Consider the following 21,515-nt stretch of genomic DNA (forward strand, 5'->3'; position numbering starts at 1 on the left):
CCCGGCAACACTCAGTCGCGCATTTTTGCGAAGGCCGCGAGCTGCTCGTACTTGCGGTCTTCCTCGGCGATCAGGCGCGCCAGGTCCTCGCGGCCCGAGGCGGGCACCATGCCTGCATCTTCCAGGCGCTTGCGCACGGCGGGCTCGGCCAGCGCCTCCTGAAGGGCCGCCGTGATGCGCTGCGCGGTGGCGGCGGGCAGCCCGCGCGGCGCCATCAGCGCAAACCAGCCCACCAATTCATAACCGCGCAGCGGCGCCAGCTCGGCCATGGCCGGAACCTGGGGCAAGGCGGACAGTCGCTGCGCGCTGGTGACCGCCAGCGGCACGATGCGCCCGCTCTGCAGGAACGGTTGCGCCGCCGTGGGCGAGAGTATGGCCAAGTCCAGGCTGCCGCCCGCCAGGTCGCTGGTCAACGGCGCCACGCCGCGGTAGGGCACATGGGTGATGGAAACACCCGCGCGCTGCTTGAACAGCTCTCCCGCGAAATGCAGGGTCGACCCCACGCCCGAGCTGCCGTAGCTGAGCTTGCCGGGCTGGCGCTTCGCCAGCTCCAGCAAGTCGGCCATGCTTTTCACGCCCAGGCCCGGGCGTGCGGCCAGGATCAGCGGGCCGGTGGCCACCAGGCCCAGCGGCGTGAAATCGCGGCGGCCGTCGTAGCGCTGCGCGGGGTTGACGATGCGCGTGGCCACCAGCTCGTTGCTGGCCCCCACCAGCAGCGTGTAGCCATCGGCCGGTGCCGAGGCCACGCGCTGGGCCGCAATGGCGCCGGCCGCCCCGCCCACGTTGTCCACCACCGCCGTGCCGCGCAGCCGCGCGGCCAGCGCATCGCCCACCACGCGGGCGACTAGGTCCACCGAACCACCGGCCGGGTATCCGACGACCAGCTTCAAGGGCTTGGCAGGAAAGCCGACCTGTGCAGCAGCCGGCAGGGCCAGCCCCAGCGCAGCGGCGCCCAGAAGGCTGCGGCGGCTCAGGACCTGGCGGGCCTCGGAGGAGAGAGGAAATGCAGTGCGCATGGTGGCAATCGCAGGTGAAGTCGTGAAAGGAATTCGGTGCGGGCGCGGCGCCTCAGGCGGCGGACAGAAAGCGCCGGGCCAGCTTCACCCAGTAGGTGGCGGCCAGCGGCAGGATGCGGTCGTTGAAGTCGTAGCCGGGGTTGTGGACCATGCAGCCGCCCGTGCCATGCGTGTCGCCCACGCCGTTGCCCACGATCAGATAGCTGCCAGGGCACTGTTCGAGCATGAAGGAGAAGTCCTCGCTGCCCGTCAGCGGCTGCAGGTCGGGGATCAGCGCCTGCTCGCCCAGCCAGTCGTGCGCCACCTCGCGGGCGAATGCCGTGCTGGCCGTGTCGTTGACCAGGGCCGGATAGCGCCAGCGGTAGTCCACCACGGCCTCGGCCCCCAGCGTGGCGGCCTGGGCATGGGCCAGCGCGGTGATGCGTTCGCGCAGCAGGGCACGCACCTCGGGCCGGTAGGCGCGCACTGACAGGCGCAGCTCCACCTCGCCGGGGATGACATTCGGTGCATCGCCGCCATGGATGGCGCCCACGCTGACCACGGCCATGTCGCGCGGATCGACATTGCGCGAGACCACGGTCTGCAGCGCCAGCACCAGGTGGGCCGCCGCCACCACCGGGTCGGCCGACAGGTGGGGGGCCGAGCCATGGCCGCCCTTGCCGCGCACGGTGATGATCACCGTGTCCGACGAGGCCATGAACGAGCCCTCGCGAAAGCCGAACTGCCCCTCGGCAAAGCCCGGCATGTTGTGCAGCGCAAAGATGGCATCGCAGGGGAAGCGCTCGAACAGGCCGTCCTCCACCATCTTGCGGCCGCCGCCCAGGCCCTCCTCGGCCGGCTGGAAGATCAGGTGCAGCGTGCCGTCGAAGCCGCGTGCCTGGGCCAGCTCGCGCGCGGCGGCCAGCAGGATGGCGGTATGGCCGTCGTGCCCGCAGGCATGCATGCGGCCCGCATGGCGGCTGGCGTAGGGCAGGCCGGTCTGCTCGTGGATGGGCAGCGCATCCATGTCGGCGCGCAGGCCCAGCCGGCGCGTGCCCGAACCGCAGCGCAGCGTGCCGACCACGCCCGTGCCTCCCAGCCCTCGATGCACTTCATAGCCCCAGGAGGCCAGGCGCTCGGCCACCAAGTCGCTGGTGGCGAACTCCTCGAAAGCCAGCTCGGGATGGGCATGCAGGTGATGGCGCAGGGCCACCATCTCGGCCTGCGTGGCGCGTATGCCGGGCAGCACCGGATCGGCGGCTTCGGCCGTGGTGGAAACGGGCGGTTCAATGTTCATGCCCGCAGTCTAGGAAGCGTGGGCAGCGGGCGGAAGACCGCCAGCGCCTGCCCTGCCAGGCATTGCCTGTCATCCCCTGAACACCTGCACGCGCCAATCACGGGCATGGCACACATGGCACGAAACCTGCAAGATCGGCCCATGCATTCCCAGCCCCACCCCGATGCCGGTCCCGCCATGAAGCTGCACCAGATGCGCTACCTCGTCGCCGTGGCCGGCTGCGGCAGCGTGCGCGCCGCGTCACGCGCGCTGGGCATCACCCAGTCGGCCATCACCCAGGCCCTGCGCGAGCTGGAGGAAGGCCACCGCCTTGCGCTGTTCGAGCGCCAGAGCAGCGGCATCGTCCTCACGCCGGCCGGGCGCACGCTGCTGCGCCATGCCCAGCTGATCACCGGGCAGATGGCCCAGGCCGAGGATGAAATGGCCCGCCTGCGCGACACCTGCGCCGTGGCGCGCCTGTGCGTGGGCGTGACGCCCTGGGTGGGCCAGAGCCTGCTGCCCCATGTGCTGCGCGCCTTCCGCGCCGAACTGCCCCAGGTGCGGCTGGAGCTGTTCGAGGGCCTGTCGGCCGTGGCCCATCCGCGCCTGCGCGAAGGCACGCTGGACCTGCTGATCGGCCGCGTGCCCTCGGGCCCCTCGGGCGGCGACCTGCACGGCACGCCGCTGTTCCGCTATGACGCCACCGTCGTGGCCCGCACGGGCCATCCGCTGGCAGGCGCCCGCTCACTGGCCGAGCTGATGGACTGCGACTGGCTGCTCAACTACACGCCGCCTGAAGAAGACGACCTGGTGCGGCGCCTGTTCCTGCGCCACGGCCTGCCCGTGCCAGTGGGCCACATCCACCTGGTGCATTCGGCATCGCTGCTGCTGCACCTGATCGCGCACAGCGACATGCTCTCGTTGTGCCCCTGGCCGCTGATCGAATCGGGCGTGCCCCAGGGCACCCTGGTGCCGCTGTCCCTGCGCGAGCAGTTCGAGCCCCACACGGTGGGCGTGGTCCAGCGCGGCCACGGCCCCCTGCCCTGGGTGGCCGAGCGCTTCGTGCACCACCTCATGGAGCAGGTCCACGCCTGCCGCCACAGCCCGGACCCGGTGCTGCAGCGCGTGTTCCGCTCCATTGACGTGCTGGCCTGAGGGTGCCTCAGCGCAACGTGGCCTGGGCCACCGGCACGTTCGCCGATTCACCGGCCGGCACGTCAGCCGGCACATCCCAGCCCCCGCCCAGCGCGCGGATCAGGCCCACGGCGGCCTGGTACTGCGCGGACTTCACCTGCAGCGCCTGGCGGCGGTTGCGCAGTTCGCTGCGGCGCGCATCCAGCAGATCCAGCTGGCTGACGTAGCCGTTGCGGTAGCGCGTGTCCGACAGGCTGGTGGCGCGCTGGGCGGCCACCACGGCCTGGCCCTGCACGGTGGACTGCTCCTGCAGGATGCGGATGGACGACAGCTGGTCCTCCACCTCCTGGAAGGCCACCAGCGCCTGCTGGCGGTAGGCGGCCAGCGCGGCATCGAGCTGCGCGCCGGCAGCCTGCACGCCGGCCTCGCGCCGGCCGCCGTCGAACAGCGGCAGCGACAGCAGGGCGCCCACGCCCCAGGAGCGCATGGACCACTTGAACAGGTCACCGACCTCGGGCGAGGCGTGGCCGGCCGCGCCGGTCAGCGAGATGCTGGGGAACCATGCCGTCTTCGCCACGCCCACGCGCGACTGGGCGGCGAACACGGCGCGCTGGGCGGCCGAGATGTCGGGCCGGCGCATGAGCACCGTGGCCGGCACTCCGGCGGGAATAGAAGGCAGTGCCGTGGTCCAGGCGCCTTCGCCCAGGCCGAAGCGCGAGGCCGAGTCGCCCACCAGCACGGCCAGCGCATGCTCGACCTGGGCGCGCTGGCGGTCCAGCGCCAGCGCGTCCGATTCGGTGGCCGACAGCTCGGCCTGGATGCGCGCCACGTCCAGTTCGGCAATGTCGCCGGCCTGCAGCCTTCGCTCCGACAGGCGCAGCGTGTCGCGGTAGGCCTCCACGGTCTCGCGCATCAGGGCGCGCTCGGCGTCCAGTGCGCGCAGTTGCAGATAGGTCTGTGCGACCTCGGCCTGCACGGCCAGCCGCGTGCTTTGCAGCAGGGCCTCGCGGCCCTCGGCGTCCAGCCGCGATGCGTCGGCCGCCTGGGAAATGCGGCCGAACAGATCGACCTCGTACGACAGGTTCAGCCCCGCATTGACCAGGGTGGCAGGCCGCGTGCCCGAGGCCTTGTCCAGCCCCGCGCCGCGCGTGGCCCCTGCGCCCAGGCCCAGTTGGGGCAGGCGCTCGGCATTGGCGCTGCGCGCCAGGGCGCGGGCCTCGGCCAGGCGTGCGGCCGCGGCCTGGATGCTCTGGTTGTCCAGCGTGGCCTTGTCCACCAGCGCGTCCAGCGCCGGGTCGGCAAAGGCCAGCCACCATTGGCCGCGTGCCTGGGCTTCGGCGGGCAGGGCCTGGGTCCAGCCCGCCTGCGGCGCGGCGCCTTGCTCCTTGAAGGCGGGGGCGGCCGGCAGCTCGGGCAGGCTCTGGGACACGCTGGCGCAGCCGGCCAGGGCCAGCGCCGCCACCAGGGGCAGCAGACGCCTGGACAGTTTCGAAAGCGATGGGATCTTCATGATCGGTTCCTGTTCTTGTGGTGTGGGCTCATTCATGCTCGCCACGCGCGGCAGAGGGCATGGGCAGCGCGCCGCCACCCGAGGCATGGCCGTGGGCAGGTGCCTGTGCAGGGGCCTCTTGCTCCATCTCGGGCCCATGCTGCTTGAGCGGCCGGTTGCCTGCCAGGCGGCGCATCAGCACGTAGAACACGGGCGTCAGGAACAGGCCGAAGGCCGTCACCCCGATCATTCCCGAGAACACGGCCACGCCCATGGCTCGGCGCATTTCCGAGCCAGCGCCCGTGGACAGCACCAGGGGCAGCACGCCCATGACGAAGGCCAGCGAGGTCATCAGGATGGGGCGCAGGCGCAGCCGGCTGGCCTCGATGGCGGCCTGTATGGGCGTGCGGCCCTCGAACTCCAGCTCCCGTGCGAACTCCACGATCAGGATGGCGTTCTTCGCACTCAGCCCCACCAGCACGATGAGCCCGATCTGCGTGAAGACGTTGCTGTCGCCGCCCGACAGCCAGACGCCGGTCATGGCCGCCAGCAGGCCCATGGGCACGATCAGGATGATGGCAATCGGCAGGGTCAGGCTCTCGTACTGCGCGGCCAGCACCAGGAACACCAGCAGGATGGCCAGCGGGAACACCAGCACCGCCGAATTGCCGGCCAGGATCTCCTGGTAGGTCAGGTCGGTCCATTCGAAGTCGATGCCCTTGGGCAGGGTCTCGGCCGCGATGCGCTTGATGGCGTCCTGCGCCTGGCCCGAAGAGAAGCCCGGTGCGGCACCGCCGTTGATGTCGGCCGTGAGGTAGCCGTTGTAGCGCATGGCGCGCTCGGGGCCGAAGCTGGAATCCACCTTCATCAGCGCCGACAGCGGAATCATCTCGCCCGAGCTGGAGCGCACCTTGAGCATGCCCACGTCCTCGGCACGCGCGCGGTAGGGCGCGTCGGCCTGCACGCGGACGCTGTAGGTGCGGCCGAACTTGTTGAAGTCGTTCGCATACAGGCTGCCCAGGTAGATCTGCATGGTGTCGAAGATGTCCGTCACCGGCACGCCAAGCTGGCGCGCCTTGGTGCGGTCGATGTCGGCATACAGCTGGGGCACGTTGACCTGCCAGCTGGTGAACATGCCGGTCAGCTCGGGCGTCTGGTAGGCCTTGGCCATGAAGGCCTTCACGGCCGCGTCCATCTGGTCATAGCCCAGGGAGGCGCGGTCTTCCAGCTGCAGCTTGAAGCCGCCCGTCGTGCCCAGGCCCGCCACGGGTGGCGGCGGGAACATGACGATGAAGGCGTCCTGGATGCCTGCGAAGGCCTGGTTGAGCTGGCCGGCCACGGCACCGCCGCTCTGGTCGGCGCGCTTGCGCTCGTCAAAGGGCTTGAGCGTGGCGAAGACGATGCCCGAGTTGGAGCTGTTGGTGAAGCCGTTGATGGACAGGCCCGGGAAGGCGATGGTGTCCTCCACGTTGGGGTTGTCCTTCATGATCTCGCCCATGCGGCGGATCACCTCGTCCGTGCGGTCCAGCGTGGCGCCGTCGGGCAACTGGGCAAAGCCGATCAGGTACTGCTTGTCCTGCGCGGGCACGAAGCCCGAAGGCACGGCCTTGAACAGGCCGAAGGTCACGGCGATCAGCGCCAGGTAGATGGCCAGCATCAACGCCTTGCGCGAGATCACGCGGCCCACGCCGCCGCTGTAGGCCTCGGAGCCCCGGTGGAACATGCGGTTGAAGCCGCGGAACAGCCAGCCGAAGGCCCGGTCCATGCCGCGCGTCAGCGCGTCCTTGGGCGCATCGTGGCCGCGCAGCAGCAGGGCCGCCAGCGCGGGCGACAGCGTCAGCGAGTTGATGGCCGAGATCACCGTGGAGATGGCGATGGTCACCGCGAACTGCTTGTAGAACTGGCCCGTGAGGCCGCTGATGAAGGCCAGCGGCACGAACACCGCCACCAGCACCAGGGCGATGGCGATGATGGGCCCGGACACTTCGCGCATGGCGCGGTAGGTGGCGTTGCGCGGCGTGAGACCGGCCTCGATGTTGCGCTCCACGTTCTCGACCACGACGATGGCGTCATCCACCACGATGCCGATGGCCAGCACCAGGCCAAACAGGCTCAGCGCGTTGATGGAAAAGCCCAGCAGATGCAGCACGGCGAAGGTGCCGATGACCGACACCGGCACGGCCAGCAGCGGGATGATGGAGGCGCGCCAGGTCTGCAGGAACAGGATCACCACCAGCACCACGAGCACGATGGCCTCCAGCAGCGTGTGCACCACCGATTCGATGGAGGCGCGCACGAACTGCGTGGGGTCGTAGGCGATGCGGTACTCCAGGCCCTCGGGCATGTTCTTGTTCAGGGCCTCCATGGTCTTGCGCACGTTGGCCGAGATCTCCAGCGCATTGGAGCCCGGCGCCTGGAACACGCCCATGCCCACGGCCGGGTCGTTGTTCAGCAGCGAGCGCAGCGAATAGTCGGCCGCGCCCATCTCCAGGCGGCCGATGTCGCGCAGGCGGGTCACGGCGCCGTCGGAGCCGCTCTTGACGATGATGTCGCCGAAGTCTTCCTCGCTTTGCAGGCGGCCCTGGGCGTTGATGGACAGTTGCATGTCCACGCCCGGTAGCCCCGGCGATGCGCCGACCACGCCGGCCGCAGCCTGCACGTTCTGGCCACGGATGGCGGCCACCACATCGCTGGCCGACAGGCCGCGCTGCGCCACCTTCTGCGGGTCCAGCCACACGCGCATGGCGTAGTCGCCGCCGCCGAAGATCTGGATCTGGCCCACGCCCTCGATGCGTGCCAGCGGGTCCTTCACATTCAGCACCGCGTAGTTGCGCAGGTAGTTGATGTCATAGCGCTGGTTGGGCGAGACCAGGTGCACCACCATGGTCAGGTCGGGTGCGCTCTTGACCGTGGTGATGCCCAGGCGGCGCACTTCCTCGGGCAGGCGCGGCTCGGCCTGCGAGACGCGGTTTTGCACCATCTGCTGCGCCTTGTCGGGGTCGGTGCCCAGGCGGAAGGTGACGGTCAGCGTCATCACGCCGTCGCTGGTGGCCTGGCTGCCCATGTAGAGCATGCCTTCGACGCCATTGATCTGCTCTTCCAGCGGCGTGGCCACGGTCTCGGCGATCACCTTGGGATTGGCGCCCGGGTACTGGGCGCGCACCACCACGGATGGCGGCGCGACCTCGGGGTATTCCGAGATTGGCAGCCCGCCCATGGCGATCAGGCCGGCGATCAGCATCAGCAGCGAAAGCACGCCCGCGAAGATCGGCCGGTCAATGAAGAATTTGGATAGGTTCATGGTGTTTGGCTCCGCCACGGCAAAGCGCGGCCCATGCCGCCTGCGGTCAGGCGGCATTTCAGAGGCAGGAAAGGTGTGCGGCTAGATCAGGACTTGGTTGCGTCAGCCACTTGTTCGGCTGCCTGCCGGGTGCCCGGCTGGCGGGCATCGGCCCGCGCATCCATGGACACCTCCTTGGGCGCGACCAGGGCGCCGGGGCGGATGTGCTGCAGGCCGTTGACCACCACGCGCTCGCCAGGCTGCAGGCCCTGGGTCACGTTGCGCAGGCCGTTGACCGAGGCGCCCAGCACCACCTCGCGGTAGACGGCCTTGTTGTCGCCGCCCACCACCATCACGTACTTCTTGCTCTGGTCCGTGCCGATGGCGCGCTCGCTGACCAGCAGCATGCTGCTGTCGCGCGCCTGGCCCATGCGGATGCGGGCGAACTGGCCGGGCATGAGGGCGCCGTCCTTGTTGTCGAAGGCGGCGCGCACGCGCACGGTGCCGCTTCGGGCATCGACCTGGTTGTCGATCAGCTGCAGCCGGCCCTCGAAGGGCGTGCTGCCGGCCGTGGCCGTGCCCATCTGCACGGGAATGCTGTCGATCCTGGCGCGGTTGCCCGCGCCGCCGCCCAGCTCCTTGAGCGCGCGCGTGATGACCTGCTCATCGGCATCGAAGCTCGCATAGATGGGGCTGACCGAGACCAGCGTGGTCAGCACCGGCGCGCCCGGGCCTGCGGCCACCAGGTTGCCCACGGTGATCTCGCGCTTGCCGATGCGGCCCGACACGGGGGCGCGCACCTGGGTGTAGCCCAGGTTCAGCCGCGCCGATTGCAGGGACGCCTGGGCCGCGCGCAGATTGGCCTCGGCCTCGCTGCCTGCGTTGATGCGCTCGTCCAGCTCGCGCTGGGCAATCGCCCGCTCGTCCCACAGGCGGCGTGCACGCTCCTGCTCGCTGCGCGCATAGGACTGGCGTGCCTGGGCCGAGGCCACCTGCGCTTCGGCCCGCTCGACCTCGGCCGCATACGGTGCGGGATCGATGGTGATCAGCAGGTCGCCCTGCTTGACCAGCGCGCCCTCGCGAAAGTGCACGGCCTGCACGGCGCCGGCGACGCGGGAGCGGATGTCCACGCGCTCCACGGCTTCAAGGCGGCCCGAGAACTCGTCCCAGGCGGTGACCTCGCTTTCGGCGACCGTGGCCACCGACACAGGCGTGGCGGCGGGCTGGGCGCTGGCGGGCGCGTCATCGGCCTTGGCATCGAAGCCGTGCAGGCCGAACAGGCCGGCGCTGACGGCGAGGATGGCCGCAGCGGCGGCCGGCAGCTTCCAGCCCTTGCGCTGGGCCGAGGCGGAAGAAGAGGGTGAGGAGGATGAGGTGGATTGGGTGGACATGGTGTTTTTTGCGTAATTCAGGGAACACGATGCCCGCCCGGCGCCTGAACGCGCCGGGAAGGCGGAATCGAAATGGAAAAACGGGGGCAGCAAGGTTCGCCGGCTGCGGCGGCGCGGGGCCTAGCCCGGTGCTGCGGGCTTGTTCATGGTGGCCTCGAAGAAGTCGTGCACATGCTGGGACACGGCGGCGCTGCAGGCCGTACAGGCCTCGGCCTCGGACAGGGCCTGCGGCCAGTTCGACGCGCTGGGCAGCACATGGCTGCTGGCCGTCACGCCGGCCGCGCGCAGGCGGGCCGCATAGGCCTGGGCCTCGTCGCGCAGCGGGTCATCACCACCCACCAGCACCAGAGCCGGCGGCAGCTGGGCCAGGCGCAGCGAACTGCCGGGCACGGCATAGGGATGCATGGCGTCCTTGGGGCAGCTCAGGTACTCGCGCCAGCCCGTGGCCCAGCGGCATTCGCCGGCCTCGGGCGTGGCCTCGCGCTGCGAGGCGGTGCCGGTGCAGGGATCGAGCATGGGCGACACCAGGATCTGGCCTGCCAGCGGAGGGTGGCCCCGGTCTCGCGAGATCACGGCCACGGCGGCGGCCAGGTTGCCGCCGGCTTCTTCACCCGCGAGGAACAGCGGCGCGCCCTTGCCCGCCATCTTCACGCGGTGCTTGTACAGCCACTGCAGCACGGCGTAGCCCACCTCGATGGGCTGGGGAAACGGATGCTCGGGCGCCAGCGGATAGGCCAGCGACACCACGACGGCGCCCGCCTCGGCCAGCAGCCGGCCGATGTAGCGGCCGTTGTCCAGCGTGCCGCAGACAAAGGTGCCGCCATGGAAATGCAGCACCAGAGGCGAAACCGTGCCGGGCCTGCGCTGGCCATAGGCGCGCGCAGCCACGGTGCCGTGCTCGGGCAGCTCGATGGAGAATTCTGTTTCGGCAATCTGCGCCCCGGCGGCGGGGCCGTTCGGAGGCGACGAGGAAGTGGACATGGCGCGAACCTGCGGCAATGGTCGATGGTTGGAATATAGGCGGCGCCGGCCATGTCTGAAATAGCAACGCAGCCATCGCTCTGTTTCCGTTTCACGAACAATCGCCCGATACCGCGCATGTGAGAATTCCGCCGAGCCGGCATTCCCTTGCCGGGCGCTGCAGGAGCAACTTTCCATGGACCAGATCCAGGCCATGCGTGTCTTCGTTCGCGTGGTGGAAGCCGGCAACTTCACCCGCGCCGCCGATTCGCTGGACCTGCCCAAGGGCACGGTCACCAAACAGATCCAGGCGCTGGAGGCGCGCGTGCGCGTCAAGCTGCTCAACCGCACGACGCGGCGCGTCACCGTCACGCCCGATGGCGCGGCCTACTACGAACGCGCGGCACGCCTGCTCAACGACTTCGACGATCTCGAAGCCAGCATGGTCAACACCCAGACCGCGCCCAGCGGGCGGCTGCGGCTGGACGTGGGCAGCTCCATGGCCCGGCTGATCATCATTCCGGCGCTGACCGAATTCTGCGAACGCTATCCCGACATACAGATCGACCTGGGCGTGGGCGACCGCCTGGTGGACCTGATCAGCGACAACGTGGACTGCGTGATCCGCGGGGGCGAGCTCAGCGACCAGTCCCTGGTGGCGCGCCGCATCGGCTCGATGAACTGGATCACCGTGGCCTCGCCCGCCTACCTGGCACGCCATGGCGTGCCCCAGCATCCGTCCGAACTGGATACGAAGCACCAGATCGTCGCCTTCTTCTCGGGCCATACGCGGCGCATGTACCCGCTGGAATTCCAGCGGGGCGATGAATCCATCGAGGTGGCGGGCAACTACCGCATCGCGGCCAACGACAGCAATGCCTACACGGCCGCCGTGCTGGCGGGCTTTGGTATCGCACAGCTGGTCACGGCCTTTGCCCAGCCGCTGATCGACAGCGGCGAACTGGTCGAGGTCCTGCCCGATTGGACCCAGCCGCCGCTGCCCATTCACGTGGTCTACCCGCCCAACCGCCACCTCAGCGCCAAGGTGCGGGCCTTCGTGGACTGGGCGGCCGACCTGTTCGCGCGCCATCCCCAGCTGCAGCGCAACTGAAAGGCCGGCGATGGGATGGCCGGGCGGGCCCAAGCCCCGTCCGGCTGCAAGGCCTTCCCAGCCATTCTTCATGTCAGCGGGCATGGCGCCAGCCATTCCCATTCGCCATGACCATGCACGCCACCGGATACGGCCGATCCAGGGGCCTGCCTGCCCGCCCACTGCTGCACGCAGCTTTCTGCCATGCACCAAATACTGTCAACCCCCTCTGAAGATGCACCGAAACACGGCACGAAGGCACCAAGCTCGGGCGCCGTTCACCAAAACGATGCATGACGGCATAACTTTTAGGCATAATCTTGGTTTGCACTCACCCCTTCCCGCAGCCGTTTTTAGTCAGAGGTTTTTTCCATGAAGTACGAGTCCGTCGGCCAGTTCCTTGATGAAGTCGCGCAACGCAATCCCGGCCAGCCCGAATTCCTGCAAGCCGTCACCGAAGTGATGGAAAGCCTGTGGCCCTTCATCGAGAAGAACCCCAAGTACGCCGAGCACGGACTGCTGGAGCGCCTGGTCGAGCCCGAGCGCGTGGTCATGTTCCGCGTGAGCTGGACCGACGACAAGGGCCAGGTGCAGGTCAACCGCGGCTTCCGCATCCAGCACAGCATGGCCATCGGCCCCTACAAGGGCGGCCTGCGTTTCCACCCCTCGGTCACGCTGTCGGTGCTCAAGTTCCTGGCATTCGAGCAGACCTTCAAGAACGCGCTGACCACGCTGCCCATGGGCGGCGGCAAGGGCGGCTCGGACTTCGATCCCAAGGGCAAGAGCCCCGCTGAAGTCATGCGCTTTTGCCAGGCCTTCGTCACCGAGCTGTTCCGCCACGTGGGCCCGGACACCGACGTGCCGGCAGGCGACATCGGCGTGGGCGGCCGCGAAGTGGGCTTCATGGCCGGCATGTACAAGAAGCTGTCCAACAGCGCCGCCAGCGTGTTCACGGGCAAGGGCCTGTCCTTCGGCGGCTCGCTGATCCGCCCCGAAGCCACCGGCTACGGCACCGTCTACTTCGCCCAGGAAATGCTGGCCACGCGCGGCCAGTCCTTCGCAGGCAAGACCGTCTCGGTCTCGGGTTCGGGCAACGTGGCCCAGTACGCCGTGGAAAAGGCCATGCAGCTGGGCGCCAAGGTGGTGTCGGTCTCCGACTCCTCGGGCACCGTGTATGACCAGGACGGTTTCACCACCGAGAAGCTGGCCATCCTGATGGACGTGAAGAACCACCGCTACGGCCGCGTGGACGAGTACGCCAAGCTGGTGGGCGCCGAGTTCCTGCGCGGCAAGACGCCGTGGCACCTGAAGGTGGACGTGGCCCTGCCCTGCGCCACGCAGAACGAACTGACCGAGGAAGATGCCAAGGTGCTGATCGCCAACGGCGTGGTCTGCGTGGCCGAAGGCGCCAACATGCCCTCGACCATCGAAGCCGCCAAGGCCTTCGAGAAGGCCGGCGTGCTGTACGCACCGGGCAAGGCCAGCAATGCCGGTGGCGTGGCCACCTCGGGCCTGGAGATGAGCCAGAACGCGGCCCGCCTGTCCTGGCCCGCCGAGGAAGTCGATGCCCGCCTGCTGCAGATCATGCAAGGCATCCACGCCGCCTGCCTGAAGTACGGCAAGCGCGAGGACGGCACGGTCAGCTACATCGACGGCGCCAACATCGCCGGTTTCGTCAAGGTGGCCGATGCCATGCTGGCCCAGGGCGTGATCTGAGCGTCAACGCTCCCCATCCCTGACGAAAGCCCATGCAGCCTGCTGCATGGGCTTTTTTCATGGAAAGAGATGGATTCGCGCGCCTTACCTGTCGCGCACCGCATCGGCCAGCGCCGCCCAGGCCTTGAGCGTCAGCGCATGCGTGAAGGCCGCGCCCGCCACCGGGTGCGATGACAGCTTGACCACCACCATCTGCGCGGCCGGGTTCACGTGGATGAACTGGCCGTGAATGCCGGCGGCCTCGTAGGCGCCATCGGCGTTGTGCAGTACCCACCATTGGTTGCGGTAGCTGTAGCCGGGCCGCGCGGCCTGGATGCCGCGGAACTTGAACTGCTCGCGGTCGCCGCCGCGCGCAATGTCGTCCAGCACCGCCTTGTCGAATATCTTGTGGCCGTTGAAGCTGCCGCCCAGGCGCAGCATCTCGCCCACGCGCGCCAGGTCACGCGCCGTGGCGTTCAGGCCCGCGCCCTGCAGCGGCGTGCCGGTGCTGTCCACCATCACATAGGCGTCTTCCTGCATGCCCAGCTTCTGCCAGATGTTCTCGCTCATGAGATCGCTCCAGCGCCGGCCCGTGACGCGCGAGACGATCCAGCCCAGCACCTCGGAATGCACGGTGCGGTAGACAAAGCCCTCGCCATGCGTGCCTTCCTTGGGCAGCGTCTTGAGGAAGTCGTACACATTGGTCGGCCCCGCGTAGCCGGGCGGGCGCGGCAGCATGCCCGAGGCCCATGAGTAGCCGAAGATCTCGGTCTTGGGGTCGGTGTAGTCCTCGCGAAAGCGCACGGCCCCGGTCATGTCCATGACCTGGCGCACCGTCATGTCGCCCCAGGCCGAGCCTTCCAGCTCGGGCACGTATTTCGTGACCAGGGCCTGGGGGTCGATGCGCCCCTCGTGGGCCAGTTGCGCGGCCATCAGGCCGGTGAACGATTTGGTGACCGAGAACAGCAGGTGGGGCGAGCTGGCCTGCATCTGGTTCTGGTAGCGCTCGAAGACCACCCGCCCCTTGTGCAGCACCACGATGGCATCGGTATAGGTGCGGTCCAGCCACTGGTCCACGGTGATGGGCTGGCCCTTGTCGTCGTCAAAGCGCAGGCCGCCCAGGGCCATGGGCGCTTCGGGCAGTGCCGAGGGCGCCGCCGCGCCGCGCCGGATGTTCTGCGTGGGCTGGATTTCGCGCAGGTGCTGCACCACCCAGCGCAGCTGTGGATAGCGGTAGCCGTTGGACACGTCCACGCGCTTGTCGGCGGCCGGCGGAAAGCCCTGCATCAGCCCCAGTTGCTCCAGGCGCACGCTGTCGGGCGGCGGCAGCGCGGGCGCTGCGGGGGCCTGTGCCTGGGCCGCCACCCAGCCGGGCAGTAGCACCAGCAGGGCCAGCAAGGCCATGGCATGCCGGGAACGCCGAAAGAGCGGACTGACCATCGTTGTCTCCTTGGTTTTGGAAACGGCCAGTCTTGCAGAAAGCCCTCGGCCGGTCACGGGTGTTCGCCCGCCCGCAGGCCGGCGGGCTGTCGTCTGCGTGACGAAGGTTTCAGCGGCGCATCAAGGCCGCATCGCACCAGCGCTGCGCCACGGCCGGAGAAGTGGTGCAGACCGTGTCGTGCGTCACCGTGGTCACGGCGCGCTCCAGCAGCTGGATGTCGGCCTCGTGCTGGCGCGCCACATGCGGGTCCTCGAAGAAGATCACGCGCTGGCAGCGGCGGTCCAGCACCAGGTCGGCGATCTGCGCATCGCCGCCCAGCGGGCCGCTGTTGTAGCGGTCCACCCAGGGCCGGTCCTCGGGCCAGCCACGGCTCCAGGCCATTTCGTTGAGCCTCTGTCCCGTGGTGCCCGTGCCCACGCGCCGGCCAAAGCGCGACAGCAGCTCGAAGTTGCGCGCCGCGAAATCCAGCATGGTGGGCTTGAGCGCATCGTGGGCGATCAGCGCCAGCGTCTGCTGTGCGTAGTCGTGAAAGCGCTGCGCACCGGCATCCTTGGGCAGACCTGCCTGGATGCGCTCCATCTCGACCCAGTCCCGCGCCGAGGCCACGGTGGACAGGAAGGGCTTGCCATGGATCACGCACTGGCGCTTGAGCGCCACGGCCTCGGGAAAGATGGAGGACGGATCCACCGGGTCGGTGAAATAGATGGCCCCGTCGATGGTGCGCTCGTCACCTTCCACGCCCACCACCTCGGCCACCAGTTTCATCAGCCCGCCTTCGCGGCCATAGGGATAGCGGCGCAGGCCCCGGTAGGACGCCAGCATGCCAGCCGCCTGGATGGCATCGAAGGTGCGGCCCACGGCATGCAGGCCCAGCTGCAGCTCGCGGATGCCGGACTCGCAGGCGCGCAGCCAGCCGAACAGTGCGGCATCCTCGGTTTGGTGGTGGATTCGGTTGGCGGCCAGGCCCAGGCGTATCGGCATACAGGTTCACTCATCAACAGTGGGGAGAGGCCCGTGCAGCCAGGACAGCCTGCGGACCAGCGGCAAGAATAGCGCCAATCCATGACAGCGCCGGCCGGCACGGCAGCGGCGCTGAACTTTTGGCCGGCCCGTGCATCCATTGTTGCGTCATGCCCTCACTGCTTTCCCATCTGTGGCCCCGACGGCGCCTGCACCGGCTCACGGCAGCGCTGGGCGTGGCCGCGCTGCTGGCGGCCAGCGGCTGCTCCGTTCTGGATACCAAGCAGCGCGAATGGATCTTCCAGCCCAGCGACCGCAGCTGGCCCGGCGCCAACACGGCCGGCATGGAAGATGTCTGGATCGACATGCCAACGCAGGACGGCGCCCGCCTGCATGCGCTGTGGCTGCCCCAGCCGGCCACGGCCGGCAACGCCCCCGTGCTGCTGTACCTGCATGGCGCGCGCTGGAACGTTGCCGGCTCCTCGCCGCGCATCCGGCGGCTGCACGAGCTGGGCTTTTCGGTGCTGGCCATCGACTACCGGGGCTTCGGCAAGAGCAGCGCCGGCCTGCCGTCCGAGGAATCGGCCGCCGAGGATGCCCGCGCCGGCTGGGACTGGCTGGGCCGGCACGCTCCGGACCGGCCGCGCTTCATCTTCGGCCATTCACTGGGCGGCGCCATCGCCATCGACCTGGCGCGCAGCGTCCAGGATGAGGCCGGCGTCATGGTCGAGGCCACCTTCACCAGCATTCCCGACGTGGTCCGCAGCTTCCGCTGGGGCTGGCTGCCCGTGGGGCCGCTGATCACCCAGCGCTTTGCCTCCATCGACAAGGTGGCCGGCATAGGCTCGCCGCTGCTGGTCGTGCACGGCAGCGCCGATCCGCTGATCCCCGCCACGCTGGGCCGCCAGTTGTTCGACGCTGCCAGCGAGCCCAAGCGCTTTGTGCTCATCGAAGGCGGCAACCACCACAACACCCAGTCGCGCGCCATGGAGCAATACCGGCAGGCGCTGGGCGAGCTGTTCGGCCTGCGCCTGCTCGCACAGGCGCCCACCGCGCCTGCAAGCCCGCGCTGAGCGGCGCAGCCTGCGCTGCCTTCCGCGCTACGGGCAGCTTGCCGCGTTCTGCGAGATCACGGCACGCAACTGCCGCGTGGTGGTGCTGTCATCCGGGCCCAGGGTGTTGCGCGTGTAGCGGCAGCCATAGGTCGGCGCGGCCACCGTGGCGGCCGTCTGCACATCGTCACCGCCCGGCTTGGCGCCGCCCTGCTCCCACTGCACCATGGCATCGAAGGCCTCCACCTGCTCGGCCACGGTGAAGTCGCAGTGCGATGCGCCGCGGATGGCGCGCTGCACCAGCCAACGGTCCTTGCCCTTGTCGGCCACGCGTCGCTGGTAGATCTGCTGCATGCTGAACGGCACATACAGGTCGCCCAGCGTGTGCAGCGTCACCACGGGAATGCCGATGTCGCCTGGGCTCACGGGAATCCAGCGCAGGCCGTCGCGGCGCAGCCGGTTGGCATCGGGCGCGGCCGTGCGCTTTTGCGCGGCGGCATTGAGCGCGGCCGAGGCCGCTGCATCCCCATCGATGCGGTAGGTGAAGCGGTTGGTATCGGTCACGTTGCGGTTCAGGATGCCGTTGACCGAGCCGTCGCTACCGAACACGCCCCAGACCGGAGCGAACGAGCCGCCCACGGCCACCCCCAGGTCGAACAGCGGGCGCGGACCGCCCGTGAGATTCTGGATCACCGACAGATAGGCGCGGCCCGTCGCGGTAGGTGCAGACGGGAAGGTCGTGAACAGGGCCGATGTCACCTTGCCCTGGATGGCCGCCCAGTCGGTGACGACATGCTGGGCCTCGCCCGCCAGGGCCTGGGCAGTGACCTGGGCTGCCGCGAAGTAGTCGAACAGTTGGGTATCGCCCATCACGCCGCACATGGGCACGGCGCCCTGGTAGCGCACCTTGTTGCGGGCCGTTGACTGGGCTTCGGCCTCGATGGCCGCCGCCGTGACATGGCCGCCCATGGAATGGCCGGTGATGTACAGGCGCTGCGGCTGCGCCAACGGCCGGCCGTGGGATGCGGCCAGGCGGTTGAAGGCCAGCGCCAGCGCATTCGTGTCCTCCACGCCGGCGCGCACGTCGTAGTAGTTCTTGCTGTAGCTGGACGCCGCCCAGGCATAGCCGTTCTGGATCAGGTACCGGCGTATGGACGGGTTGGTGACGTTGAGCGCACTGCCCTCGCCCGCATAGCCGTGGGCATACATCACCAGGCGGCCATTCCAGTTGGCCGGCACCTCGATGCGGTAGGCCGCGCCTTCCAGCACACCGGCCCAGCGGCTGGTGCTGGCGTTGTCGACCACATCGCCCGAAGCGGCGGCCAGCGCGTCGAAGCTGGTGGCCGAAGGATTGGCAGGCGCAAAGCTGCGGCTGTCCTGTGCCCGCGTCTCCTCGGGCGCATCACCGTCCCCCCCGCCGCAGGCCGCAAGGCCCGTGACCGCCAGCAGACCGAGATACTTCCAACGATTCCAACGCAGGGCTCGCATAAGACTGTCTCCTTGGGATGAAGGTTTGAAGGGGAACGCGCGCAAAAAATCCGTTTCAAGGGGGAGTGCCGACGCAGCCTATGCCAGACAACTGGCCCGCCATGCGGGTAGGAACCCGCAAGCAGGGGCTGCCGGCTGTCACCCAGATGACTGTCGCCTTGCGATAACATCCGCGCTTGCGGTGCAGGCCGCACCCGGACCTGCGGGAAGGGTTGAACCCACCTGTATGCGCCTCTCGGCGTTTTTCTCTTGCCAAATGCCTTTGTGCGCCAAGCTGCAGGTCATTGGCCTTCGTGCACGGAGGTATCCCTGTGAAACGCATCCCCGCCCGGCCCGACATGGGCCATCTCAAGAAACAGGCCAAGCAACTGCTGGCCGCCTATCGCGCAGGCTCGGCCCAGGCCATGGAGCAATTGCGCGCCCACCTGCCCGCTGCCCGGGGCCGCACGGATGAAGCACTGGCCGCCATGGACCTGCGGCTGCACGACGCCCAGTCCGCCGTGGCGCGCGAGCACGGTTTCGCCTCATGGAGCGAGCTGTCAGGCTACGTCGAGGCATGCCAGCGCCTGGCGGCGGACCCAGAGACATCCCGGCTGCACTGGCTGGCCCTGGTCTATGCCGGCGATGTGGCGGGCGGCACGCACCGCGCGCAGCCCGCGCTGGCCCGGCGCCTGCTGGACGAGCGGCCGGAGCTGCCGGGCAATGATCCCTGGATGGCCTGCGCCATCGGCAACCTGGCCGCGCTGCGCGAAGCCACGCACAGAGATCCCGGCTGGCTGCAGCGCGCAGGCGGGCCGCTGGGACTGCCGCCGCTGGTCGCCGTCACGCACTCGTGCCTGCTGCGTCTGCCCGAGTTCGCCGAGCCGCTGCGCGCCTGCGCGCGCTGGCTGCTGGACGCGGGAGCCGACCCGCTGCAGACCGTGGGCAATCGCTGGCCGCCGGCCTCGCTGCAGGCGCCCTCCGAGACCGAGCGGCTGTCAGCACTCTATGGCGCAGCAGGCCAGAACCATGATGCGCAACTGACGCAGATGCTGCTGCAGGCCGGGGCCGACCCCAACGACGGCGAATCGCTCTACCACTCTCTGGAAGGCACGCCGGCCAGCCGCGAATGCACGCGGCTGCTGCTGCAGGCGGGCGCGCGCGCGGAGGGCAGCAATGCCCTGTTCCGCGTGCTGGACCTGGACGATGTGCAGGCCCTGCGCCTGCTGCTGGACCACGGCGCCGATCCGAACGAGGACAACGGCCAGGGCGAATGGGGCCGCCCGCTGCTGTGGGCCATACGCCGGCTGCGCTCGCCCGCCCACGTGCAGGCCTTGCTGGATGCAGGAGCCGACCCGGCCACCCGCACACCGCAAGGCCTGGGCGCCGCCCGCCTGGCACGGCGCTTTGGCCTGGCCGACGTGGCCGTCCTGCTGGAACAGGCCACGGGCGCTGAACCCGCCACGCCCGAAGAACAGTTCGTTGCCGCCTGCGCCATGGGCGACCGGGCCCGGGCCGGAGGGCTTCTCGCGTCCCACCCGGGTCTGCTGCAAGGACTGTCTCACGAGCAGCTGCGCATGCTGCCCGAACTGGCAGCCCTGGGCCGCATGGAGGCCGTGCGCTGCATGGTGGAACTGGGCTGGCCCATCGCTGCGCGCGGCGGCGACTGGGATGCATCCGCACTGAACCAGGCCGTTTTCCGTGGCGATGCCGCCATGGCGCGCTTCCTGCTGGAGCACGGCGCACAGTGGACCGAACGCCACGCCTATGGCGACAACTGCGCAGGAACCCTGTGCTGGGCATCGCTGAACCGGCCCGAATCCACGGAACCCGGCGGCGGCGACTGGCTGGGCTGCGCCCAGGCCCTCATCGACCACGGCATGCCCCTGGCCAGGCCCGACCCCGAGGCGCCCGGCTGCGTGCTCATCGACGGACGTCGGCAGCGGTATCCGGAGGAGATCGCGGATCTGCTGCTGGGTGTGGCTGCCGGCTGAAGGCCCTCAGTCCCGGCTGGCCTGCCAGCGCCGCAGCACGAAACCCAGCCACAGCGCCGTGAACACGGCCGCGCCAAAGACCCAGCCCGACAGCGCGCCCGCCATGCTGCCCGACAGCAGCGTGCCGATGGTGCAGCCCAGCCCCGTCATGGCGCCCCAGCCCAGCAAGGCGCCACCGGCCAGGCCGCGTGCCGCATCGCGCCAAGTGGGGCGGCGTGGCGTCCACTGGCGGCTGGCCACGGCAGCGCCCCAGGCACCGGCCACCAGGCCCAGCAGCAGCACGGCATGGGGCGTGAGCAGGCTGTTGAGCACGGCCGTGGCGCATCCGCCCAGGGTGTCCAGGCCGTGCAGGCGCTCGGGCACCCAGCCGCCTGCCTGGGCCCAGCCACGCACGGTGCTGCCCAGCGTGGTGGTCACGCCCAGCGGCCTCATGCGCACGATGGCGGCGGCCGCGATCAGGCCCACGGCCAGGCCGCCCAGCGCGGCGTTCCAGCGGCCTTGCCACAGTGACAGCCACAGCTGGCACAGGCCCGGTGGCTGCGCCGGTTCTGCCGCAGGCCGGGGCCGTGCGCGGCCCGAGCGCCCATGAATGCGCCAGACCCAGGCCGCCAGCAGGCCCAGCACGGCCAGTTGCAGCGCCAGCGCGCCGCCATAGCCCAGATGGGCCGGCAGCCAGATGACGGGCGCATCGGCAATGGCCAGGCTGTACAGCGGGTTCCAACTGCGAAACCCCAGCACGAAGCCCAGGCCCGTGCCGACCAGGGCAAACGGCGCCACGGGCGAGCCCTCGCCCAGCCGGTACCAGTGGGCACTGATGCACGAGCCCGAGACCGACATGCCCGCGCCAAAGGCGAGGCCCGCAAGGACCAGCACCCAGCTCACGGGGCCTATGTGCATGTCGGGCGGCAACTGGCCCGGCTGGGGCACGGCCACCCAGCTACCCAGCACCACGGTCATGCCCGCCGATCCCACGGCCAGCGCCAGCAGGATGGAGAGCACGCCGCGCGGGTCGCCAAACTCGAACCAGTCGCGCGCATGGCAGTAAAAGCAAAAGCGCGAGCGCTGCAGCACCAGCCCCAGCAGCAGGCCCAGCGCCAGCGCAAAGACCAGGGTGCGCCCGCCGCCTTGCAGCTGCAGCTGCGCCGCCACAGGCCAGGCTGCGGCCAGCACGGCGGCCAGGGGCAGCCATCTGGTCCAGTCCCTTGCCCTGTGCCTGCCATTCACGTTCTGCGTGTGCTCACCGGTCACGCTTGTCATTCCTGCCCCCCCTTTGTTGCCATCCACGCATAAA

At 69.4% G+C, this 21,515-nt stretch carries 15 protein-coding genes; 5 read left to right on the plus strand and 10 right to left on the minus strand.

From position 1 onward, the window contains the following. Nucleotides 1–11: 11 nt before the first annotated feature. Together ACF8O7_RS10420 and ACF8O7_RS10425 are read right to left on the minus strand one after the other, a co-directional pair. Nucleotides 12–1,016: a Bug family tripartite tricarboxylate transporter substrate binding protein gene (locus tag ACF8O7_RS10420; RefSeq protein ID WP_392443306.1), complete on the minus strand. Its 1,005-nt coding sequence runs from the start codon at nucleotides 1,014–1,016 to the stop codon at nucleotides 12–14. A gap of 52 nt (nucleotides 1,017–1,068) precedes the next feature. Further along, nucleotides 1,069–2,292: a M20 aminoacylase family protein gene (locus ACF8O7_RS10425; RefSeq protein WP_392443308.1), complete on the minus strand. Its 1,224-nt coding sequence runs from the start codon at nucleotides 2,290–2,292 to the stop codon at nucleotides 1,069–1,071. A gap of 114 nt (nucleotides 2,293–2,406) precedes the next feature. Between ACF8O7_RS10425 and ACF8O7_RS10430 the strand changes: the two genes are divergently transcribed. Beyond that, nucleotides 2,407–3,426, plus strand: coding sequence for a LysR family transcriptional regulator (locus ACF8O7_RS10430; RefSeq protein ID WP_063328582.1), 1,020 nt, complete (start codon nucleotides 2,407–2,409; stop codon nucleotides 3,424–3,426). A gap of 7 nt (nucleotides 3,427–3,433) precedes the next feature. Here the strand turns inward: ACF8O7_RS10430 and ACF8O7_RS10435 are convergent, their stop codons facing one another. From ACF8O7_RS10435 to ACF8O7_RS10450, 4 genes are all read right to left on the minus strand, one after another. Continuing rightward, nucleotides 3,434–4,915 carry an efflux transporter outer membrane subunit gene (locus ACF8O7_RS10435; RefSeq protein WP_047326653.1) on the minus strand — a complete coding sequence of 494 codons (1,482 nt, stop codon included), beginning with the start codon at nucleotides 4,913–4,915 and terminating at the stop codon, nucleotides 3,434–3,436. A 28-nt stretch (nucleotides 4,916–4,943) separates the two neighbouring features. Continuing rightward, entirely contained in the window at nucleotides 4,944–8,195 is a 3,252-nt protein-coding gene (locus tag ACF8O7_RS10440) for an efflux RND transporter permease subunit (RefSeq protein ID WP_252652828.1), read from the minus strand. A gap of 86 nt (nucleotides 8,196–8,281) precedes the next feature. Then, nucleotides 8,282–9,565 (minus strand): efflux RND transporter periplasmic adaptor subunit, encoded by a 1,284-nt coding sequence (locus ACF8O7_RS10445; protein ID WP_016447674.1) that lies wholly within the window; start codon nucleotides 9,563–9,565, stop codon nucleotides 8,282–8,284. Nucleotides 9,566–9,685: 120 nt separating this feature from the next. Beyond that, complete coding sequence (locus tag ACF8O7_RS10450) at nucleotides 9,686–10,546, minus strand: alpha/beta hydrolase (RefSeq protein ID WP_047217348.1); 861 nt, start codon at nucleotides 10,544–10,546, stop codon at nucleotides 9,686–9,688. Between the two features lie 175 nt (nucleotides 10,547–10,721). Here ACF8O7_RS10450 and ACF8O7_RS10455 point away from each other — a divergent pair, with 175 nt between their 5' ends. After that, nucleotides 10,722–11,636, plus strand: coding sequence for a LysR family transcriptional regulator (locus tag ACF8O7_RS10455; protein WP_016451229.1), 915 nt, complete (start codon nucleotides 10,722–10,724; stop codon nucleotides 11,634–11,636). A 351-nt stretch (nucleotides 11,637–11,987) separates the two neighbouring features. Further along, on the plus strand, nucleotides 11,988–13,331 hold the full coding sequence (gene gdhA, locus ACF8O7_RS10460) for an NADP-specific glutamate dehydrogenase (RefSeq protein WP_392443312.1): 1,344 nt from the start codon (nucleotides 11,988–11,990) through the stop codon (nucleotides 13,329–13,331). An 84-nt stretch (nucleotides 13,332–13,415) separates the two neighbouring features. Here gdhA and ACF8O7_RS10465 read toward each other — a convergent pair whose 3' ends face one another. Both ACF8O7_RS10465 and ACF8O7_RS10470 read right to left on the minus strand, forming a co-directional pair. Next, the gene (locus ACF8O7_RS10465) at nucleotides 13,416–14,750 is read right to left on the minus strand and encodes a serine hydrolase domain-containing protein (protein ID WP_392443314.1); all 1,335 of its coding nucleotides are present in this window, start codon (nucleotides 14,748–14,750) and stop codon (nucleotides 13,416–13,418) included. Nucleotides 14,751–14,859: 109 nt separating this feature from the next. Continuing rightward, a complete protein-coding gene (locus tag ACF8O7_RS10470; RefSeq protein ID WP_016447679.1) occupies nucleotides 14,860–15,732 on the minus strand; it encodes a methylglyoxal synthase in 873 nt (290 codons plus the stop codon). 149 nt (nucleotides 15,733–15,881) lie between these two features. On the opposite strand from ACF8O7_RS10470, the gene ACF8O7_RS10475 reads away from it, so the two are divergent. Beyond that, nucleotides 15,882–16,784 (plus strand): alpha/beta hydrolase, encoded by a 903-nt coding sequence (locus tag ACF8O7_RS10475; protein WP_047469514.1) that lies wholly within the window; start codon nucleotides 15,882–15,884, stop codon nucleotides 16,782–16,784. Nucleotides 16,785–16,811: 27 nt separating this feature from the next. Here the strand turns inward: ACF8O7_RS10475 and ACF8O7_RS10480 are convergent, their stop codons facing one another. Continuing rightward, the gene (locus ACF8O7_RS10480) at nucleotides 16,812–18,251 is read right to left on the minus strand and encodes an alpha/beta hydrolase family protein (RefSeq protein ID WP_392443316.1); all 1,440 of its coding nucleotides are present in this window, start codon (nucleotides 18,249–18,251) and stop codon (nucleotides 16,812–16,814) included. Between the two features lie 311 nt (nucleotides 18,252–18,562). On the opposite strand from ACF8O7_RS10480, the gene ACF8O7_RS10485 reads away from it, so the two are divergent. Further along, the gene (locus ACF8O7_RS10485) at nucleotides 18,563–20,224 is read left to right on the plus strand and encodes an ankyrin repeat domain-containing protein (protein WP_392443318.1); all 1,662 of its coding nucleotides are present in this window, start codon (nucleotides 18,563–18,565) and stop codon (nucleotides 20,222–20,224) included. 6 nt (nucleotides 20,225–20,230) lie between these two features. On the opposite strand, the gene ACF8O7_RS10490 is transcribed toward ACF8O7_RS10485, so the two are convergent. After that, nucleotides 20,231–21,481: a YeeE/YedE family protein gene (locus ACF8O7_RS10490; RefSeq protein ID WP_392443321.1), complete on the minus strand. Its 1,251-nt coding sequence runs from the start codon at nucleotides 21,479–21,481 to the stop codon at nucleotides 20,231–20,233. Nucleotides 21,482–21,515 lie beyond the last annotated feature (34 nt).

Origin of the sequence: Delftia sp. WSY_16, from assembly GCF_043104415.1 — a bacterium.
Taxonomy (GTDB): domain Bacteria; phylum Pseudomonadota; class Gammaproteobacteria; order Burkholderiales; family Burkholderiaceae_C; genus Comamonas; species Comamonas tsuruhatensis.

Excerpts from the sequence above, each read along its gene's own strand:
- ACF8O7_RS10420 (WP_392443306.1), bottom strand. The coding sequence starts at position 1,016 with ATGCGCACTGCATTTCCTCTCTCCTCCGAGGCCCGCCAGGTCCTGAGC.
- ACF8O7_RS10425 (WP_392443308.1), bottom strand. The coding sequence starts at position 2,292 with ATGAACATTGAACCGCCCGTTTCCACCACGGCCGAAGCCGCCGATCCG.
- ACF8O7_RS10430 (WP_063328582.1), top strand. The coding sequence starts at position 2,407 with ATGGCACGAAACCTGCAAGATCGGCCCATGCATTCCCAGCCCCACCCC.
- ACF8O7_RS10435 (WP_047326653.1), bottom strand. The coding sequence starts at position 4,915 with ATGAAGATCCCATCGCTTTCGAAACTGTCCAGGCGTCTGCTGCCCCTG.
- ACF8O7_RS10440 (WP_252652828.1), bottom strand. The coding sequence starts at position 8,195 with ATGAACCTATCCAAATTCTTCATTGACCGGCCGATCTTCGCGGGCGTG.
- ACF8O7_RS10445 (WP_016447674.1), bottom strand. The coding sequence starts at position 9,565 with ATGTCCACCCAATCCACCTCATCCTCCTCACCCTCTTCTTCCGCCTCG.
- ACF8O7_RS10450 (WP_047217348.1), bottom strand. The coding sequence starts at position 10,546 with ATGTCCACTTCCTCGTCGCCTCCGAACGGCCCCGCCGCCGGGGCGCAG.
- ACF8O7_RS10455 (WP_016451229.1), top strand. The coding sequence starts at position 10,722 with ATGGACCAGATCCAGGCCATGCGTGTCTTCGTTCGCGTGGTGGAAGCC.
- gdhA (WP_392443312.1), top strand. The coding sequence starts at position 11,988 with ATGAAGTACGAGTCCGTCGGCCAGTTCCTTGATGAAGTCGCGCAACGC.
- ACF8O7_RS10465 (WP_392443314.1), bottom strand. The coding sequence starts at position 14,750 with ATGGTCAGTCCGCTCTTTCGGCGTTCCCGGCATGCCATGGCCTTGCTG.
- ACF8O7_RS10470 (WP_016447679.1), bottom strand. The coding sequence starts at position 15,732 with ATGCCGATACGCCTGGGCCTGGCCGCCAACCGAATCCACCACCAAACC.
- ACF8O7_RS10475 (WP_047469514.1), top strand. The coding sequence starts at position 15,882 with ATGCCCTCACTGCTTTCCCATCTGTGGCCCCGACGGCGCCTGCACCGG.
- ACF8O7_RS10480 (WP_392443316.1), bottom strand. The coding sequence starts at position 18,251 with ATGCGAGCCCTGCGTTGGAATCGTTGGAAGTATCTCGGTCTGCTGGCG.
- ACF8O7_RS10490 (WP_392443321.1), bottom strand. The coding sequence starts at position 21,481 with ATGACAAGCGTGACCGGTGAGCACACGCAGAACGTGAATGGCAGGCAC.